We start from the raw sequence: 19,760 nt of genomic DNA on the forward strand, positions 1-19,760 counted from the left end.
TCGGCCGCCTGAGTCAAGCCCTAGACGCGCCACCGGGCGCGGGATTGAACCGGGTCATAAAAATTTAACGTTGGCGTATTTCCACGCTGAAAAACGCTGCGCGAGTCTAGGCCCTCCCCTGTCCCACCAGCACGATCCCGCCGGGCAATTGCGTGATCGACGCGCCATACACATCGCGGATCAACGCAATGGCCTCGTCCAGACGATCCAGAGAAAAATGCGCCTGCACGGGATTACGGCCCAGCGCCGGATCGGTCAGCACAATGCGGCCGCGACGGTAGCGATTCAGTTCCTCAATCACCGCAGCCAACGGCACGCCATTGAAAACCAGCATACGCTGGCGCCATGCCGAAACCTGTTCCCCGTCGATAGGCATAGGCGTCGAGTGCCCTGCGTCGTCATAACTCAATTGCTGGGACGCCAACAGGCGCACCGGTGCCCCGCCGGGACCGCTTTCCACACTGACTTCGCCCTGCAGGCAACTGACATGGACCTTTGCATCGGTGTAGCGCACATTGAAACGGGCCGCCATGGCGGTGATCCGACCCGGACCGGCCAGCACTTGGCACATGGGCTCGCCGCCGGCACGTGCCGGGGTCAGGATTTCAGCCTCGCCCGCCACCAGTTCGATGCCGACCACACCGCCCATGGCCTGATCCTGCTGCACGTTGATGCGTGTCTGCGTGTTCAATTCGACCTGCAAGCCGCCAGCCAGCGTGAGTTGACGCTGCTCGCCCGTACCAGTGCGGTAATCAGCCTGCCATTCGGTCAGGCCGGGCCACAAGCCCAGCGGTGGCCGCACCAGCAAATACGCCGTTGCAGCCGTCACGGCGCCACCCAGAAAAGCGCGCCGGCCTGCACGCGCTGCCCACGAGCGGCTCGCAGGCACACGGCCAGCGATTTGTCGCGCCGCCGGCTGCATTTTTTGCCACACTTGCCGGGCCTGCGCGAACGCGCGTGCGTGCTCCGGGCTTTGCGCGCACCAGCACCGAAAGGCCGCACCATCAGCCTCGCTGACTCTTCCAGATGTCAGGCGCACGAGCCAAGCCTGGGCCTCGCGCTGCAAGGTTCTGCGATAACCACGACGGGTAAAGGGAAGGATCGCCATACTCATCATGACGTACGGCCAGCACCAGGACCGAATCGCTGGACATAATTTCTTTCAAGTTTGGCGCAGCAATGCTTCAGACCGGCACGCAACTCTTTCTCGACCATGCGCACGGAAATACCAAAGCGCAAGGCAATATCGCGGTGCGGCAGCTCCTCGACCCGAGCAGCGATGACGATCGCGCGCCGCCGCGGCGGCAGCTCATCCAACGCACGCTCCAGCTCTTGAATTTCGGCCCGTCCGGCGGCGATGCGCGACGGGTCCAGCACATCTCCCGCCTGCCCGCCGGCCAGCTCATCGGCCATGTCGTACAGTGCCTCGACCTCATCGACCGACAACAGCCTCGCCTGGCCCCGGCGCTGATCCTCAGCGGCATTGACGGCCATACGGAACAGGTAGGCGGAGGGGTAATCAATGGAGCCCGTCTCCGACAGGCCCTGGAGCTTTAGCCAAGCGTCGTGCAGGGCATCGTCGGCCAAGTCTTCCGAGCCCAGGCGCAGGCGCAGGCGACGCCTGAACGACTCGTACTTGGACAGAAACAACGCGCGCAACGCGCTTTGCGTATTGGACATGGCGGTCTACGGCATCTCGCCCGCCGCGCGGCATTCCTGCTCGGCATCGTTGCGTGGGGTCAAAAGGATCGTCAGCGGCTGGACCATGCCCTGCGGAGGCTTTCCGACAAACAAGCCCCGCAGACGCTGCCGCAGCAAGTTATCGCGTTGCGGCACACCCGTGGTGTCCAGGAGTTTGATCCGGTCTATTGAACCGGATTGCGTGATCCATAACTGCAGGGCAGCCCGATAGCGGCCAAAATCGCTGCCCTGCCAATGGCATAACGAGCGCGTCAAGGCTGCCTGCACTTTGCCCGCATAGGCGGCCACACTCCCCCCACGCCCCACGGCCCGCGGCTTTGCTTCGGGCCGTTCGGCCAGGGTGAACGAAGTAGAGCTGATGTAACGCACATGCAAACCCGTATCTGCAATCAACTCGAGCAAGGCCTGCGACGGCGTGAACAATCCACGCACGGAGGTCGATCGGCGCCCCGCCGTCAAACGGCTATCAACCAGTGCCGACCATCCGCTCGTCTGGGTAAAGGCATTCAGCGCTGCATCCAGCGGTTGGGCGGGAATGTCGAAAGCCATCACGCCGGACACCTCAGGAGCTGGCAAATGAGCCCAAGCCCCTGTAAAGGCCAGCAAGGCCATCGCCGCCATCGCGCGCCAGCCCAGGGGACGAACCTTGATCGGCACCTGCTCTACCGTCATGCCTCATTGCCGAGAAATAAATCACCGGCCAAACCTACGGCCAGCACGCGAGGAAAGCCGGGATAGTAGGCAGACGCCGTGACGGTTTCGTGACATGCCGAGCGTGCCCCAGGGGCAGCGAGTCTCCGCAAAGCATCATGGATCGCACCCCACCGCAGGGCATGCGGTGCCAGGCAGGAAGGCCCATCGCGCTCATCCCACAAGAAAGATCCATGACACCGCCGGAAACCCAATCTCACCGGTCCGAACGGGCGCTACACTGACGGCTCGAAGGAGCTGCATCATGCCCGCATCCAAATGGCTATTCCTTTCCGGTCTGGCGCTGTCTGCCACGGCCGTCGCGCAGTCAGACGGTACAGCCCCTCCACCGCCCCCCAGCGCATCCCCCTGTGTCGACGTCGAGGTAAACGGCTACCGCGCCCTGTCCTATGAGTGCCTGAGCGCCCAGATCGCGCCGTCCCCGCAGCGGCCTGTCGACAACCCGGCGCTAGCCTCCAAAGACACCCTTTCGCAGCCCGGAAACCAACTGGGGCTGTTCAACCGCTCGGCCACGTCCAATCGCATGGGCAACACGCTGGGCACCTCGGCCTACCCTCAGCGGCCTCCTCGCCCCTGAGTGCTCCTGTCCCCGTTTCCCCTGCCCAGCACGCTGGCAATCCCACCGGTTATCATCAACCTTTGTTCGCGAATCACGCACAAGGAATTTTTCTCATGGATTGCACGATCAACTGGGGCGGCCCGGACGGCATGCTGTTCGTGGCCCAGACTGGCAGCGGTCACATCGCCACCATGGACGGCGCCGTCGAAGGCGGCGGCAACAATCTGGCGCCGCGCCCGATGGAGTTGCTGTTGGCCGGCACCGGCGGGTGTACGGCATACGATGTCGTGTTGATCCTCAAGCGCGGCCGCCATGCGGTCACCGGCTGCAGCGTCAAACTCTCGGCCGACCGTGCGGAAACGGATCCCAAAGTCTTCACCCGGATTCATTTCGCCTTCACCGTCACGGGCAAGAACCTGCCACGTGCCGCAGTCGAGCGCGCCGTGCAGTTGTCGCACGAAAAATACTGCTCGGCGTCGGCCATGCTGGAAAAAACGGCAGAGCTGACGTTCTCAGTGGATATTGTCGACACACAGGAAGCCCAGGCCGCGTAAAGCGCCCTCCAGGCCGGCGTTACCCGGCTCGCCCCGCGAGGGGCTCTAGCAATTTGAGGCAGCTGCGCGCTTTTGCATGCCGCCTCGCCAGCAAGCCCGCATCGGCGGGCAGATCGCCATGAAACAATACCTTTCGCTTATTCAATCCATTCTCGATCACGGTGCGTGGCAGGAAAACCGCACGGGCATACGGACGCTGTCGCTGCCTGGTGCGGCGCTGCGTTTTGACCTGCAACAGGGCTTTCCCGCCGTGACCACCAAAAAGCTGGCGTTCAAATCCGCCATCGGCGAACTGGTAGGTTTCATGCGCGGCGCACGCAGCGCGGCCGATTTTCGGGCATTGGGCTGCAAGGTCTGGGACCAGAACGCCAATGAAAACGCCAATTGGCTGGCCAACCCCTATCGTGAAGGCCCCGATGACCTGGGCCCGGTCTATGGCGTCCAATGGCGCCGCTGGCCTGCATACAAGCTGCTGCCTCGCACGAACACGGCACAGATTCAGGACGCGCTAAACCGCGGTTACCGCCAGGTCGCCGAACCCGACGAAGACGGCGTACCTCACGTGCTGTTGTACAAAGCCGTGGACCAACTGCGCCAATGCCTGGACACGATCCAGAGCAACCCGCAGGATCGCCGCATCCTGTTCCATGGCTGGAACTGGGCGCAGATCGAGGAAATGGCCCTGCCGCCGTGCCATTTGCTGTACCAATTCCTGCCCAACGCCAGCACGCGCGAAATCTCGCTGTGCCTGTATATCCGTTCCAACGATGTCGGCCTGGGCACGCCGTTCAACCTGACCGAAGGCGCGGCGCTGCTGCACTTGGTCGGCCGCCTGACGGGCTACAAACCTCGCTGGTTCTCGTATTTCATAGGCGATGCGCATATCTACGAAAACCATCTGCCGATGCTGCGCGAACAATTGACGCGCGAACCCTATGCCGCGCCGCAATTGGTGCTGTCGGATCGCATTCCCGATTACGCAGTGACTGGAAAATATGAACCGCAATGGTTGGAACAAGTCGAGCCTACGGATTTTGTCCTGCACGGCTACGAACACCACCCCGCCCTGACGGCGCCGATGGCGGTGTGAGACCGAAGTCGTTGCAAAACTGGGCCATCCTCATCACTCGTTATTACTGCCATGTCCGCCTCGCCTCGCCTGACGCTAGTCGTCGCCTATTCTGATAACCGTGTGATCGGCCGCGACAATGCGCTGCCCTGGAAACTGCCAGGTGATCTGGCGCATTTCAAACGGACCACGCTGGGCAGTCCGATCATCATGGGCCGCAAGACATGGGAATCATTGGGGCGGCCATTGCCGGGACGCACGAACGTGGTCGTGAGCCGTAATACGGAATATGCCGCGCCGGGAGCTGTCGTGGTACCCACGCTGCAAGCCGCTGTTCAAGCCTGTGGCGATGTCGCTGATGCCTACGTCATCGGCGGCGCACAGATTTATGAACAAGCCTTGCCCCTCGCCCAACGGCTGATCGCCACTGAAGTGCATGCCGTTGTTGAGGGCGATGCGTTTTTCCCTGCATTACCCGCTGAACAATGGCGAGAAATATCGCGTGAGCCGCAGCCTGCCGAGAATGGCTACGCCTACGATTTTGTCGGATACGAACGCCGGGCCTGATCGTTATCGAAACAATGGCGCACGAACACCCGGCGATCATTGAGACAGTCACTGAACTCAAAGGCGCATGCCGTCTTGCGCCAATGCACCGGCCTGGAATTCGATCGCAGGCCGCTGTCTCGATCAGCGCTCGCCCGCCTGCACGCGCTGCAAGAATCGCCATAACTGCGGACCCTGCGAATACGCGACGTTAAAGCGTATCCAGGGAATATCGGCTTCGCCCGGGTCGAAATAAGAACCCGGCGCCAACCAGATGCCGTCTTGCAACGCCAACTCGGCCAACGCATTTGCACCAGAATGCATGCTGGGCTCGGGCAAGCGAGCCCATAGAAACAACCCGGCCTGCGGGCGCGCCCACACCTGCATACCGAGCTCATCCATCTGTTGCGTCACCTGCGCATGAGCCTGAGCCAGACGCTCGCGCGTACGGACGATGTGCGCGCGATAACGGCCCTCGCGTATCACCTGATACACAACACGCTCCATAATCTCTGGCGACGTCAGCCCCACCGCCATCTTGGTGCGGGCGATATCACGGATCAAATCCCGATGCGCGGCGATGTAGCCCACGCGGACCGACGGACTGATGACTTTGGAATAACCGCCGAGATACACCACACGCTGCGCGCCGTCCAGCGCAGCCAATAACGGCGCGGTACCTGGCATCAACTCGCGTGAGATATCGTCCTCGATGATCCAGAGATTATGTTGTTGCGCAGCCTGCAATACACGGAACGCATTCGCCATGGTCATCACGGCACCGGACGGATTTTGCAGCACCGTATTGACGAACAACGCCCGCGGACGATGCGCCTCGGCCGCCCGAGCCAACGCCTCGCAATCCAGCCCCTCCGAGGTCCGCGGCACACTGACGATCCGCAGCCCCGCCAAGCGCAACAGCGGCAACAGGTTGGCATAGCACGGCTGCTCGACCAGCACTGTATCGCCCGGCCGCAACAAGGTACGAATCACCACATCCAGACCATGCGCCACGCCCTGCGTGAGCACCACCTGATCCATCGTCACATCCAGGCCCTGCGTGGCGAGGCTGGCCGCCACCGTCTCGCGTAATGGCGCATAGCCGTACGGATGTCCATAACCCGCAATACGCAAAGCCGGCACACGCCCTAGATGCCGCAATGCTTGATGCAGCCCCTCCTCGTTCAGCCATTCGCCTGGCAACCATCCCCCTCCCGACTTGATAGGGATGGAATGATCCGCATAAATGTCCGATAGCAGCCAGCCCGCATTCAGCCGTGGCGGCTGCCATGGCGTTGGCAGTACCTGCGCATCCGATTTGGGCCGAGGCGCAACACGGTAGCCGGCGCCAGGCCGCGCGACCAGCCACCCTTGCGCCACCAACCGGCTATAGGCGCCCGCCACCGTAAACGTGCTGAGCTGATAGGTCCGGGCAAAATCGCGGATCGACGGCACAGGCATGCCCGAACGCAGCGTTTGGTCCCGGATGGCGCTGACGTAGGCGTCGACCACCTGGTCCACCAGTGTCGGCGCCTGATGACGGGTACGGACAGGCTGAAAATCGAACATATCAATACAGTTATAGGATTAAAACCAGTACAGTTCGCAAGCTTTGCACCCATTGTATATTTTCATCCTGTCCCGGCACGATCAGAATGGTTGCCATCCTGCTGCGTACCAGCGGCCCATCGCGCAGTTTCATCTGGAGCTTGCATCATGAACGCCCCCACCGATTTGCCCGACCTGTCCCATCTGTGGATGCCCTTCACCGCCAATCGGCAGTTCAAAAGCAAGCCGCGCCTGTTGTCCAGCGCCAAGGGCATGTACTACACCTCGGTTGACGGCCGCCAGATCCTGGACGGCACTTCCGGCCTGTGGTGCGTCAATGCCGGCCATTGCCGCGAAGAAATCGTACAAGCCATCGCCAACCAAGCCGCAGAGATGGATTACGCGCCCGGTTTCCAACTGGGGCACCCTTTGGCATTCGAAGCCGCATCGGCGGTTGCCGGGCTCATGCCGCAAGGCCTGGACCGCATCTTCTTTACGAACTCCGGCTCCGAGTCAGTCGATACCGCACTGAAGATCGCCCTGGCCTACCACCGCGCCCGCGGCGAAGGCCAGCGCACCCGCCTGATCGGCCGCGAGCGCGGCTACCATGGCGTGGGATTCGGCGGCATCTCCGTCGGCGGCATCTCGCCCAACCGCAAGACCTTCTCCGGCGCCTTGTTGCCCGCAGTCGATCACCTGCCGCATACCCACAACCTGGAGAAGAACGCCTTCTCGAAAGGCCAGCCCGCCTGGGGCGAACACTTGGCCGACGACCTCGAACGCATCGTCGCCCTGCATGACCCATCAACCATCGCCGCCGTCATCGTCGAGCCCATGGCCGGCTCCACCGGCGTCCTGGTTCCCCCCAAAGGCTACCTGGAACGCTTGCGCGCCATCACCGCCAAATACGGCATCCTGCTGATCTTTGACGAAGTCATCACCGGCTTTGGCCGTCTGGGTGCCGCGACCGCAAGCGAATACTTCGGCGTCACTCCCGACCTGATCACGATGGCCAAAGGGATCAGCAACGCTGCGGTCCCGGCAGGTGCGGTGGCTGTCAAGCGAGATGTCCACGACGCCATCGTCAACGGTGTACAAGGTGGCATCGAGTTTTTCCATGGCTACACGTATTCGGCCCACCCCTTGGCTGCGGCCGCTATCCTGGCTACGCTGGATATCTACAAGCGCGACAATCTGTTTGCCCGCGCCCGTGAGCTCGCTCCGGCCTTCGAAGCCGCGGCGCACGGCCTGAAAGGCGACCCCAAAGTCATCGACGTGCGCAACATTGGCCTGGTCACCGGCATCGAACTCGCACCGCGCGAAGGTGCACCCGGCGCTCGCGCTGCCGAAGTATTCCAAAAATGCTTCGACAGCGGACTCATGGTCCGCTACACCGGAGATACCATCGCCCTCTCGCCACCACTGATCATCGAGGAAAACCAGATCGCTGAGCTTTTCCAGCATATCGGTAATGCACTGAAAGACGTTGCCTGATAAATCGAATCGGGCTCTGATTGAATGGGCCTGAGCCGGATGTCTTTTGGGGGAGAGCGGATTCTTAACACGTTTGTCGCCGCCCGGCAGGCGTGACGGACAGGCCTGGTCGGCTGACTCACCCCCTGGACGGGGGTTCGGCCTTCGTCCGCAGAGGATCGGCGGGCCGGGGGCCAAACTCGCTCCGCTGCGCTCCACTCAAACATGGCCCCCGGACTTCCCCCGCCAATCCTCCACGGACTCGGCAGCCTCCGACAGGCCTGCCCGCCACGCCTGCCGGGCGGCGACAAACTCACATCAGATACGTCGGGCCGTTCGCCTTTCATTGGTACAGTCGGTGCGGGGGGATAAAGGCTGACAGGGCGCCTCGGGACCGAGCGAGGGAAACCGAAGGAGCGCAGCGACGAGGTTGACGAAGCGGTGCCTGGGCGCGCAGGCGCCCAGGCCGGTCCCGCGAAGCCCTGTCAGCCTTTATCCCCCCGCACCGACGTATTAAGAACGAACAGCCGATGAGCCGAGAACAACAAACGAGCTAGAGACAAAAGCCCTCTCCCCACAGCTCAAACCCCAAAAGCATCACCATAAAAAAACAAACAAACGCCATCGTCTAAAACAAACTCCAACACTAAAAACAAACGCCAATTACAAAAACAAACATCCTCACTGAAACGCCCCCCCATCTCACAGGCACGCCTCGCCCAAACATCCGGGCAAAGCCTGATTGCCCATCCCTTGCATCTTCCGCAGAATCCTTATAGTCAACTACCACCAACGCACGCCCACTACAGAAGGATCGTACCGATGCGTATCGGGATAGGCGGGTTCCAGCACGAAACAAATACTTTTGCACCCTCACGCGCCACCTGGGAAGAATTCGCCGACAAAGGCGGCGGCTGGCCCAAACTAGTATCCGGTCCAGCCTTGTTTGATGCCGTCGCAGGCGCCAACATCCCGATCGCAGGCTTCATCGATGCCATGCGCGCCCACACACTCCTACCCACCACCTGGGCTGCAGCCAGTCCCTCCGGACACGTCACCCGCGACGCCTACGAGCGTATCAGCGGCATGATCCTCAACGGTCTGGAACAAGCACTTCCCCTGGACGGCGTCTATCTGGATCTGCACGGCGCCATGGTGGCCGAACATCTCGACGATGGCGAAGGCGAACTCCTGCGCCGCGTACGCGCGCTCGTCGGGCCGAACGTTCCCATCGTCGCGAGCCTGGACCTGCACGCCAACGTTACGCGCGCCATGATCGCGCAGGCCGACAGCCTGATCTGCTATCGCACCTATCCGCACATCGACATGGCCGAAACCGGCCAACGCGCAGCACAACTGCTCGACCGCAGATTGCATGGCATGCCTCGCCCCTACGTCGCCCTGCGCAGCATTCCCTATTTGATATCGCTGTGCTGGCAATCCACCGACATCGAGCCCTCGAACAGCCTGTATCAGCGGCTGGAGGATCTCGAGTCTCGCGATTCCTCGATCAGCTTGTCCTTTGCCACGGGCTTTCCAGCCGCAGACTTTCCCGAATGCGCTCCCACCGTCTGGGCCTATGGCGACACGCAGGCCGACGCCGATACTGCAGCAGATGCCATGGAACGCGCCGTCCTCAACGCCGAAGCCGACTTTGGCGGCAAAATACTGAACGCGGACGAAGCCGTGCAAATGGCCATCTCCCTGGCGCACAACAGCCTTCGCCCCATCATCATTGCCGACGTCCAGGACAACCCCGGCGCAGGTGGGAGCTCAGACACCACCGGCATTCTGCGTGCCCTGATACGCCACAACGCCACCAACGCAGCCATCGGCCTGATCGTCGACCCCGCGGCGGCGCTCGCGGCACACCATGCGGGCGAAGGCAAAACGGTACGCCTCGCGTTGGGCGGGCATTCGGGCATCCCCGACGACGAGCCTCTCGAAGCCGACTACATCGTCGAAAAAATTTCCGATGGCCGGTTCGACACTCACGGCGCGTTTTACCGCGGCTTTCACATGGACCTCGGCCCCAGTGCCTGCTTGCGCCTGAATGACGTACGCATTGTGGTCGCGTCCAACAAAGTCCAGATGGCGGATCAGGAGATGTTCCGCTTTGCCGGCATCGAGCCCACGCGCCAGGCCATCCTCGTACTGAAAAGCTCCGCCCATTTCCGGGCAGACTTCACCCAGATTGCGCAGACCATCCTGGTATGTGCTGCGCCTGGATCGATGCTGATGGATGCAGCACAGCAGCCATGGACACGGCTACGCCATGGCATCAGAATGGCGCCTTGCGGTCCCGCCTTTGCGGCCCGCACGGCAACACTCTGACCGTATATGCTGCCTTCGCGGCGTATACGGTCATGCGGCGGCTCTCGGCTCGCCCAACAACGGAAAGAAAAGGGGATTTTCATGTTGAAGTTTGTTCGTGCGGCCGCCCTGGCCGGTGCTGCGCTCTTCGCAGTGGGAAGCGCCCATGCAGAAACCGCCATTCGCGCGGTGATGCACTCGCCGCTGCGATTAACCGATCCTCATGCGACCACCGCGTACATCACGACGTGGCATGGTTACATGATCTACGACACCTTGCTGGCGACCGACGCAAACAACAAGGTCCAGCCGCAAATGCTGGACAAGTGGGACGTGTCGAGTGATGGCAAGACGTACACGATGACGCTGCGGCCCGGCCTGAAATGGCATGACGGCCAGCCTGTCAAAGCCGAGGATTGCGTAGCCTCGATCAAACGCTGGGCTGCCGGCGACGGCATGGGCCGCACGCTGCTGAAGTTCGTCTCCAGCATTGATGTGGTCGACGACAAGACCTTTCGCATCGTCATGACCGAGCCCACGGACCTGGCCTTGCGCGCGCTTTCCAAACCCACCGGCACCGCGGCGTTCATGATGCCCAAGCGCATCGCGGAGACGCCTATTGGCAAGCCCATCACCGACATGACAGGCTCCGGCCCGTTCAAAGTCGCCGAATTCAAACCCGGCGTCAAAACGGTCTACGTCAAGAACACGGACTACGTGCCGCGCAAAGAACCCGCCAGCGGATTGGCCGGCGGCAAAGTCGTCAACGTCGACAAAGTCGTCTGGGACGTCATGCCCGATGCGCTGACGACGGCGAACGCACTCTTGGGCGGCGAGCTCGACTACGTCGAACAGTTCCCGTATGACCTGCTGCCCATGCTGGATGGCAACGACGAATTCAAGGTCGAGTCGCTCAGTCCGGTGGGCTATTTCACGATGTATCGCTTCAACTTCAAGTACCCACCCTTCGACAATAAAAAGATCCGGCAGGCCGCCATGTACGCGATCGGCCAGGAAGACGTCATGAAGGCACTGGTAGGCAATCCGAAGTACTACCAGACCTGCGCTTCGCTCTGGGGCTGCGGCACGCCGTTTGAAAGCGATATCGGCAAAGACATCGTCGTACCGTCGAACATTGACAAAGCCAAAGCGCTGCTCAAAGAAGCCGGTTACGACAATACCCCTGTCCTGCTCATGCACGCGACGGACGTCGGCACCCTCAGTCCGCAACCGGTCGTCATGGCGGAGGCGCTGCGCAAAGCCGGCTTTAACGTGAACCTGGCCGCCATGGACTGGCAAAGCGTCGCCACTCGACGTGCATCGAAGGCCGCACCGGATGCTGGCGGCTGGAACATCCACAACACCAACTGGTACGCCACCGACATCATGGATCCGGTACGCTCCGCCCCTGCGTCGGCCAATGGCGACAGTGCCTGGTTCGGTTGGCCGAATTTCCCGGAAATCGAAGCCCTGCGCACCAAATTCGCACTGACCTCCGATCCGGCCGAGCAAAAGAAAATCGCCGACGAAGCGCAACGCATCGGTATCGACGAAGGCCTGTATGTGCCGCTCGGTCAGATGTCTGTTCCCACCGCGTACTCTGTCAAACTCAGTGGGCTGGTGCACGCACCGATCATGGCGTTCTGGAACGTCAAGAAAGCCCCTTGATCCGGTAGCCCTGTCATGCTGGCTTTTATTCTGCGCCGACTGCTGGCCACCATTCCGGTACTCATCCTGGTGGCCGTGGTCGTCTTTGCCATCTTGCGCCTGAGTCCCGGCGACCCGGCTGTCATCATGGCCGGCGACGGCGCCACTCCTGAACGCATCGAGCAGATACGCCAGGTGATGGGGCTGGATCAACCGTTGTTCAAACAGTTCTTTCTATGGGCTGGCCGCCTCGTACAGGGCGATTTCGGCACTTCATTGATGTCGGGAGTGCCTGTGCGGCAGCTGATCGGGCAACGTCTGGAACCCTCGCTCAGCCTCGCTGTTCTGACACTGGTGTTCACCCTGATCGTAGCGCTGCCCCTGGGCATTCTGGCTGCCTGGAAACAGGGCCGCTTGCTCGACCGCATGGTCATGGGATTTTCCGTATTGGGATTTTCCGTACCGGTCTTCGTGACAGGCTATCTATTGATCTGGGGTTTTGCGATCGAACTGAACTGGTTCAAGGTGCAGGGCTATACGCCGTTATCCAGCGGTTTCTGGCCCTTTCTCCATCGGTTGATTTTGCCTGCGCTGGCGCTTTCCACCATCTACATTGCGCTGATTGCGCGCATCACCCGCACCAGTGTCATCGAAGTCATGGGCGAAGACTTCATCCGCACTGCTCGAGCAAAAGGCCTGGGCGAAACCGGCGTATTGCTGGGACATGCGCTGCGCAATGCGGCCGTGCCCATCGCCACGGTGATCGGCGTAGGCATCGCCTTGTTGATCAGTGGCGTCGTCGTCACGGAGTCGGTGTTTAACATCCCGGGCCTGGGACGTCTGGTGGTCGAGGCGGTATTGGCGCGCGACTATCCGGTCATTCAAGGGCTGACGCTGTTCTTTGCCTTTGTATATGTGTTCATCAATCTGGTCGTCGATTGCGCCTATACGCTGTTCGACCCGCGCATCAGGTACTGACCATGGCCACCCCGCCCAACGTCGCCGCCCCTGCCGTTCAGGCACCCGACACAGCGCCACGATCCACGGCATGGCATCGGGTGCTGCAGGGATTCAAAAGCTGGCCTGTGCTGCTGGCGCTGGCGATTCTGCTCGTCATCGCCGCGGCCGCGCTGTTGGCTCCTTGGCTAGGGACGGTCGACCCGACTGCCCTGGATCCTGGCCAGCGACTCAAACGGCCCTTTACCGAAACCTTGCTGGGAACAGACGCGTTTGGCCGTGACCTCTGGTCTCGCATCGTGTACGGCGCACGCGTCTCGCTCATTACCGGTCTGGGCGCCGCCGTCATCAGTGTCGCCCTAGGCTTGGTCATCGGCCTGCTCGCAGGCTGGTTCCGTCGATTGGATGGATTCATCATGCGCGTCATGGACGCGATCATGGCGATCCCGGGGATCTTGCTGGCGATCTCGTTGGTCGCCGTCACGGGTGCGAGTCTGACCACGGTCCTGGTCGCCGTCACCATTCCTGAAATCCCTCGCGTCGTACGCCTCGTGCGCGGCCAGATCCTCAGCGTACGCGGCGAGCCCTACGTCGAGGCCGCGCTGGCTCTGGGCACGCCATTGCCGCTGCTGTTGTGGCGGCATATGGTGCCCAGCACGATTGCTCCGCTCACCGTGCAAGGCACCTACGTATTCGCCTCGGCCATGCTGACAGAGGCCATTCTCAGTTTTCTGGGAGCAGGCATTCCACCGGAAATTCCGTCCTGGGGCAACATCATGTCCGAGGGCCGCATGTACTTTCGGATGCTGCCCGGCCTAATTCTGTTCCCCGGCCTGTTTCTGTCGCTCACGGTGCTCAGTGTCAACATTCTGGGTGATGCATTGCGCGACGCACTCGACCCCAAAATGGTGCGCAGGATCTAACGTCATGCCCTATTCCCCGTACCCCCCTGCCGGAGACACGTCGGACGCCGTCCTGGCCATTCGCAATCTGTCTGTGACAGTGGCCGGCACCAGCAAACAGGTCGTCCGCAATCTGAGCCTGGACGTGCGGGCAGGCGAAACCGTCTGCGTAGTCGGCGAATCAGGATCGGGCAAATCGGTCAGTTCACTGGCTATCATGGGGTTGCTGCCGCCCGGCGCGCTCAAACCCAGCGGCGCCATTCGCGTCGAAGGCGAGGACATCCTCAGCGCTACGCCGCAGCGTTTGCGCGAGATGCGCGCCACCCGCATGGCCATGGTGTTCCAAGAACCCATGACCGCGCTCAACCCCGTGCACACTGTGGGCCGCCAGGTCGATGAGGTTCTGCGGCTGCATCGCCGGCTGTCGCGCGCCGAGCGGCGCGATAGAGTACTGAACATGTTCCGTTCGGTACATCTGCCAGACGTCGAGCGCATTTATGACTCGTACCCGCATCAACTCTCCGGCGGTCAGCGCCAGCGTATCGTCATCGCAATGGCGCTCATTCTGGAGCCTCGCCTGCTGATCGCCGACGAGCCGACCACGGCTCTGGATGTCACCACGCAAAAACAAATCCTGGCGCTGATCAAAGAGCTTCAGACCGAACATCAGACCGCGGTCCTGTTCATCACGCATGATTTTGGCGTCGTCGCGGAAATCGCCGACCGCATTGTGGTCATGAATCGAGGCGATCTGATCGAGTCCGGCACACGCGACGATATTCTGGCGCGCCCCGAACAAAGCTATACCCGCCGCTTGGTATCGTCCGTGCCCAGCCTGGTCCCATTGCGTCGCGACGCGCCGACAGGCGATCCGGTGTTGCGGGTACAGGGTTTGGGGCGCACCTACATCGACAAACGTTCATTCTGGTCCGGCGGTCTGCGCCAAGTGCCTGCCGCCCAAGACGTCAATCTGGTACTGCACAAGGGCGAGATCCTGGGTATCGTGGGCGAATCCGGCTCCGGAAAATCCACGGTCGCGCGTTGCATCATGCGCTTGATCGAGCCCACAACTGGCAAAGTATTGATGGGCAACGACGATATCGCCGTGCTGTCGGGCACTGCACTCAGACCGGTACGCCAGCGTATTCAAATCGTTTTTCAGGATCCCTATCGTTCGCTGAATCCACGCCGCAAAATTGGCGAATCCATTATCGAAGGCCTGCTGAATTTCGGCACTCCACGTGATCAAGCCACCGCAAAGGCCGTCGATACATTGCGCATCGTCGGGCTCGATGCTGATGCCATGGATCGCTATCCCCACCAGTTTTCCGGCGGACAGCGGCAACGCATCTGCATCGCCCGCGCCTTGGTGATGGAACCCGAAGTCCTCGTTGCCGACGAAGCCGTCTCGGCATTGGATGTCTCGGTGCAGGCCCAAGTATTAGGGCTGCTGGAACAAATCCGCCAACGCACCGGCGTGGGCGTGCTGTTCATTACGCACGACCTGCGGGTCGCGGCGCAAATCTGCGACACCATTCTGGTCATGCAACGCGGGCAGGTCGTAGAAACGGGCGCGGCCGAAACCGTGCTCACGCAGCCGACACACGATTACACCCGCGCCCTGATCGATGCTGCGCCCGGGCGCGGATGGGATTTTCAGCATTTTCGGCCGCTGGCCGCTGCGTGACGATGACGGCCGAAGGACATAGCGGTTTTCCGGTTTTGTCATCTCTCGCTGACTTCGACTCTCTCTTCATTGATAGGTTAATAAGGACTTCGACATGCGTTGGCTACTGGCAATGATCAAGCATGAAACCAATACCTTTTCTCCTGTGCCCACGCCGCTGGAGCGATTCTTTCGCGGCAGCCCGGAGATCCTGGCAGGCGAGCGCGCCGTTCGTGCCTACGAGAATACCGATAGCGGCCTGGGAGGCTATATCGAGATCGCACGCCGCGAAGGCGCCGAGATCACGATCCCCGTCGCCGCGGAATCGTGGCCCAGCGCCCCCACTGATGCAGATACTTACGCACGCTTGTGCGAACTCATTCTGGACGAGGTGCGGCGCGGCGGCTATGACGCCATCCTGCTCGATCTGCACGGCGCGATGGTGGCAGAGGGCGTCGAAGACGCCGAGGGCAATCTGCTGCGCCGTCTGCGCGAGATAGACCCCGACACACCGGTGGGCGTCACGCTGGATATGCATGCCAACATCTACGACGACATCGTGCGCCATGCCACCGTCGTCACCGGGTTTCATACGTACCCTCACGTTGACATTCGCGCCGCGGGCGTCCGTGCGGCCGATACGATTGCACGCACGCTGAAAGGCGAAATTCGCCCCGTGATGACATGGGCCAACAAACCCATGCTGCCTCACATCATGTGCCAGGGCACCCATGCCGAGCCGAATAAGTCGCTGCAGCAACGCTGCGAAGCATTGGAATCGCAGGATGCCGTTCTCGCTGCTTCTGTATTTGTCGGTTTTCCCCATGCAGACATTGGCGAGGCGGGCCTGAGCGCCGTCATCTGCACCGACGGCGACCTGCCTGCCGCCGAACGCTATCGGGACGAGTTGCTGGACACCGCGTGGAACGCACGCGAACAATGGGTCTTTCACTGCGAGCCCCTGGCTCCCGCCATCACCCGCGCGAAGGCCATCGCACAAGGCCCTGTCGTCTTGCTGGATCATTTTGACAATACAGGCTCGGGCGGCACGATGGACACCACCGAAGTCCTCGCCGAGATCCTGCGCCAGGACCTGAAAAACGTCGCCTTCTACGCGCTGTGCGACCCCGAGGCCGCCCAACAAGCCGCCGCCGCGGGGGTAGGTACCGAGATCACCTTAAACCTGGGCGGCAAAATGCCCATGCCCGCCCTCAAACAGCAAAGTCGGACCCTATCTGTCACCGGTCGCGTCAAGCTGATCTTTGACGGCGTCTACCTGAACCGCGGCCCCATGTATCGCGGCGTACGCAACGACACCGGACTGACCGTCGTCTTCGACACGGGCAATGTCGAAATCGTCTTGATCTCGCGCCACCAGGAACCCTTTGACATCAACTGCCTGCTCTCGGCGGGCATAGATCCCTTGCAGAAAAACTATGTGGTCCTGAAAAGCCGCGTTCACTGGCGAGCCGGCTTTTCCGATCTGGCGAGCGAGATCATCGAATGCACCGGGGTGGGCGTCACTACCTCCGACTACAGCCAATTGGAATTCAAGCACGTGCGGCGCCCGATTTATCCTCTAGACCCGCTGTAAACGAAAACGCATGACATCAACACCGACAGGTTCGCGCCCGTGTGCTCCGTGGGTCCGATTTTCGGGGGGGCATCAAAGCAGGCTGTGCCCCCCTGTACCACCTACGATTCCAGCGCTCACGCCGGCCTCGTTGTCCCAAAGTCCATTCGCTATACTCCCACCGCTCTCTTAGCGTCGTCGGCGAGACACCTGTAGTCAGGCCAGATGTTATTTGTTTACCATAGACACGACTTGTAATGTAGTTCCCAGAACGCGCTGACTACACCTCGTTATACTCACCGCGGGCGGCTATCGCTCCTGACGGGACGGCGCACCATCGCCGTCCCGTCAGCATGCAAACAATAAATGGACGAAAAAATGAAAAAGGTAGTAGGGATCACGACGGGCGTGGTCGTCATCGCAGTCGCAGGCTGGCTCGGCGCCACGTGGTACACCGGCAAGCGCATCCAAACAGAAGAGCCTGTGCGCCTGACGGAACTCAACAAAGAGTTGGCCAGCGCATTGGGCAGCACAGGCTTTGGTGTCACGATCAGCCAGATTTCCTACGACCGTCATTTTTTCAGCAGCGACGTCCGCTATGGCATCCAACTGACCAAAGTCCCGGGCGAAGAAGCGCCCCCCAAAGGCATGGTGGAAATTGTCGGCCGCATTGAACACGGCCCCTTCCCCAAAGGCGCATTGGCCCGTGGCCAATGGCTGCCCAAGCTGGCTTTCGTTCACAGCGAAGTCGCCTCCAATGATCTCGTCAAACCCTTGTTCGAACTGACCAAGGGCGTCTCGCCGTTGGTCGGTGACACGGTCCTGTCTTACAACGGTGACGGCGTCGGCACGGCCACGATTGCCCCTATCGAGTACGCTGCGCAAACGGACCAGTCCGTCAAGTTCAGCGGCGCCCAATTCGAAGGCAGCTTTGTACGCGCCACCAAACACGCCGTCGGCACCGGCAAGGTCAACCAACTGGCTCTGCAATTGTCCGAGGACGACGAAGGCCAGAAGGTCAATGCGAATATCACCGGCATAACGGTGGACGTCGACAGCCAGCAGGGCAAATTCGGCTTTGGCGTAGGCAGTTCTGGTGCCAAATTCGATAACATCATGATCGAGGTCGAAGAGCCGCAGGACCCCTACGCGGACGCCGCCTCCGACGCAGCAGAAGCGGCGGAAGAAGCTGCACGAGCCGCCGACGAGGCCGCCAATGCTGCGCAGAATCCGAGCGCAGAAAGCCAGACGCCGGCGCAACCCGAACAGCCCGCCCAGCCTAAACAGCCTGCTCAGCCCCCAGCGGCAACCGTCAAGACCAAGATCGAACTGAAGGATCTGGCCTACACCGCGAAAATCGCCGAACAAGACACCACCATCAACGTCGCAGCCGACTATAAAATCGGCCAGATCGCCGTCAATGGCAGCGATTTCGGTAAAGGCCATGCCACGATCAAATTCGACAAGATCGACGGCAAAGCCGCAAAAGCACTGTCCGATCTCTATAACGAAATGCTGACCAAGGTCGCCGACGGTACCGAAGACAGCAAGGCGGACGGCGCGCAGGCAATCGAACTCGTCAACCAGGCGATCCAATTGCTGGCCGCCAACCCGACCATGCGCGTCGATCCCTTCGTCTGGGAGACCGCCAAAGGCAAAAGCAACTTGAACCTGGCCATCGAGTTGACCAAGCCCGCCGGCCTGGTCGCAGGCAAGGAACTGCCAGACGATGCCAAGCAACTGCTGCAGCAATCCGTCAAGCTGATCGACATGAAGGTCACCGTCTCCAAGCCCATGGTGCAAGGCCTGGCCGCACAGTACTTGCAAGGCGAAGGAATAGACGCTGCAGCCGCTGCCAAAGAAGCCGCTGACCAAGTGACCTCCATGGCCGGTATGGCCGAGATGTTCGGCATCGCCAAGACCGATGGCGACAACGTCGTGAGCACGTTCCACTATGCCGACGGCAAGGCCAACCTGAATGGTGAAGAAGTCCCCGCCGACGAGCTGTTTGGCGCCCTGCTGAGCAGTGTCGAGGACGACGACCACGATTATGGCGAGGACAGCGAAAACACCTTGCTGAACTCGCTGGACCCGGCCCAGATCGGCCAGATGGTCAGTGACACGGGCTTCGACTACGAACTCGGCACCTCGGATTACGACACGCCCGTGCTGACGATCGATGGCAACAACGAAGGCGCCAAAAGCGTCGAGATCCTGTTCAACGATTGCGACACCGAGTCCTCGTGCACCGACATGCAAATGCGCCTCACCGTCGCCACGCCTTACCCCGTGCCGATGCGCGTGCTCAACGAATGGAACCAGAACAACCGCCTGACGCGCGCCTATTGGGATACCGAGAACAAAGTCGCCACCATGGAAATGGATGTAAATGCCTACGGTGGCGTAGGCCAAGACAATGTGGAATTCACAGTACAGATGTTCCTGGCCAATGTGTCGATGTTCACCGACACGATGAAAGAGGCGCCTCGTAAATAAGCACTGACATGATGCCGGCCCCGCTGGCATCGCTAAACAAAAACG

At 61.1% G+C, this 19,760-nt stretch carries 16 protein-coding genes; 12 read left to right on the plus strand and 4 right to left on the minus strand.

All coding sequences use genetic code 11. From position 1 onward, the window contains the following. Positions 1–106 precede the first annotated feature (106 nt). The 3 genes from ACYVIT_RS18795 to ACYVIT_RS18805 are packed head-to-tail and all read right to left on the minus strand — an operon-like array spanning position 107 to position 2,373. Complete coding sequence (locus tag ACYVIT_RS18795) at positions 107–1,108, minus strand: FecR family protein (RefSeq protein WP_415806684.1); 1,002 nt, start codon at positions 1,106–1,108, stop codon at positions 107–109. Positions 1,109–1,113: 5 nt separating this feature from the next. Then, positions 1,114–1,680, minus strand: a complete 567-nt coding sequence (locus tag ACYVIT_RS18800) for an RNA polymerase sigma factor (RefSeq protein ID WP_415806683.1) — start codon at positions 1,678–1,680, stop codon at positions 1,114–1,116. A 6-nt stretch (positions 1,681–1,686) separates the two neighbouring features. Further along, positions 1,687–2,373, minus strand: coding sequence for an STN domain-containing protein (locus ACYVIT_RS18805; protein WP_415806682.1), 687 nt, complete (start codon positions 2,371–2,373; stop codon positions 1,687–1,689). Between the two features lie 283 nt (positions 2,374–2,656). Between ACYVIT_RS18805 and ACYVIT_RS18810 the strand changes: the two genes are divergently transcribed. The 4 genes from ACYVIT_RS18810 (at position 2,657) to ACYVIT_RS18825 (ending at position 5,161) form a co-directional block, all read left to right on the plus strand. Next, the gene (locus ACYVIT_RS18810) at positions 2,657–2,989 is read left to right on the plus strand and encodes a hypothetical protein (RefSeq protein ID WP_415806681.1); all 333 of its coding nucleotides are present in this window, start codon (positions 2,657–2,659) and stop codon (positions 2,987–2,989) included. 95 nt (positions 2,990–3,084) lie between these two features. After that, complete coding sequence (locus ACYVIT_RS18815) at positions 3,085–3,525, plus strand: OsmC family protein (protein WP_415806680.1); 441 nt, start codon at positions 3,085–3,087, stop codon at positions 3,523–3,525. Between the two features lie 118 nt (positions 3,526–3,643). Further along, the gene (locus ACYVIT_RS18820; RefSeq protein ID WP_415806679.1) at positions 3,644–4,615 is read left to right on the plus strand and encodes a thymidylate synthase; all 972 of its coding nucleotides are present in this window, start codon (positions 3,644–3,646) and stop codon (positions 4,613–4,615) included. 51 nt (positions 4,616–4,666) lie between these two features. Next, positions 4,667–5,161 (plus strand): dihydrofolate reductase, encoded by a 495-nt coding sequence (locus ACYVIT_RS18825; protein WP_415806678.1) that lies wholly within the window; start codon positions 4,667–4,669, stop codon positions 5,159–5,161. A 123-nt stretch (positions 5,162–5,284) separates the two neighbouring features. On the opposite strand, the gene ACYVIT_RS18830 is transcribed toward ACYVIT_RS18825, so the two are convergent. Continuing rightward, positions 5,285–6,709: an aminotransferase-like domain-containing protein gene (locus tag ACYVIT_RS18830; RefSeq protein ID WP_415806677.1), complete on the minus strand. Its 1,425-nt coding sequence runs from the start codon at positions 6,707–6,709 to the stop codon at positions 5,285–5,287. A gap of 147 nt (positions 6,710–6,856) precedes the next feature. On the opposite strand from ACYVIT_RS18830, the gene aptA reads away from it, so the two are divergent. From aptA to ACYVIT_RS18870, 8 genes are all read left to right on the plus strand, one after another. Then, a complete protein-coding gene (gene aptA, locus ACYVIT_RS18835) occupies positions 6,857–8,182 on the plus strand; it encodes an omega-aminotransferase AptA (protein ID WP_415806676.1) in 1,326 nt (441 codons plus the stop codon). Positions 8,183–8,983: 801 nt separating this feature from the next. After that, on the plus strand, positions 8,984–10,495 hold the full coding sequence (locus ACYVIT_RS18840; protein WP_415804013.1) for a M81 family metallopeptidase: 1,512 nt from the start codon (positions 8,984–8,986) through the stop codon (positions 10,493–10,495). An 81-nt stretch (positions 10,496–10,576) separates the two neighbouring features. Further along, a complete protein-coding gene (locus ACYVIT_RS18845) occupies positions 10,577–12,142 on the plus strand; it encodes an ABC transporter substrate-binding protein (protein ID WP_415804014.1) in 1,566 nt (521 codons plus the stop codon). A gap of 15 nt (positions 12,143–12,157) precedes the next feature. Beyond that, a complete protein-coding gene (locus tag ACYVIT_RS18850; protein WP_094823282.1) occupies positions 12,158–13,099 on the plus strand; it encodes an ABC transporter permease in 942 nt (313 codons plus the stop codon). 2 nt (positions 13,100–13,101) lie between these two features. Next, on the plus strand, positions 13,102–14,001 hold the full coding sequence (locus ACYVIT_RS18855) for an ABC transporter permease (RefSeq protein WP_415804015.1): 900 nt from the start codon (positions 13,102–13,104) through the stop codon (positions 13,999–14,001). A 4-nt stretch (positions 14,002–14,005) separates the two neighbouring features. After that, complete coding sequence (locus tag ACYVIT_RS18860) at positions 14,006–15,667, plus strand: ABC transporter ATP-binding protein (RefSeq protein WP_415804016.1); 1,662 nt, start codon at positions 14,006–14,008, stop codon at positions 15,665–15,667. A gap of 94 nt (positions 15,668–15,761) precedes the next feature. Continuing rightward, positions 15,762–17,240, plus strand: coding sequence for a M81 family metallopeptidase (locus tag ACYVIT_RS18865; protein WP_415804017.1), 1,479 nt, complete (start codon positions 15,762–15,764; stop codon positions 17,238–17,240). A 357-nt stretch (positions 17,241–17,597) separates the two neighbouring features. After that, positions 17,598–19,715 (plus strand): DUF945 family protein, encoded by a 2,118-nt coding sequence (locus ACYVIT_RS18870; protein ID WP_415804018.1) that lies wholly within the window; start codon positions 17,598–17,600, stop codon positions 19,713–19,715. Positions 19,716–19,760: the final 45 nt, after the last annotated feature.

Source organism: Bordetella muralis, assembly GCF_054781015.1.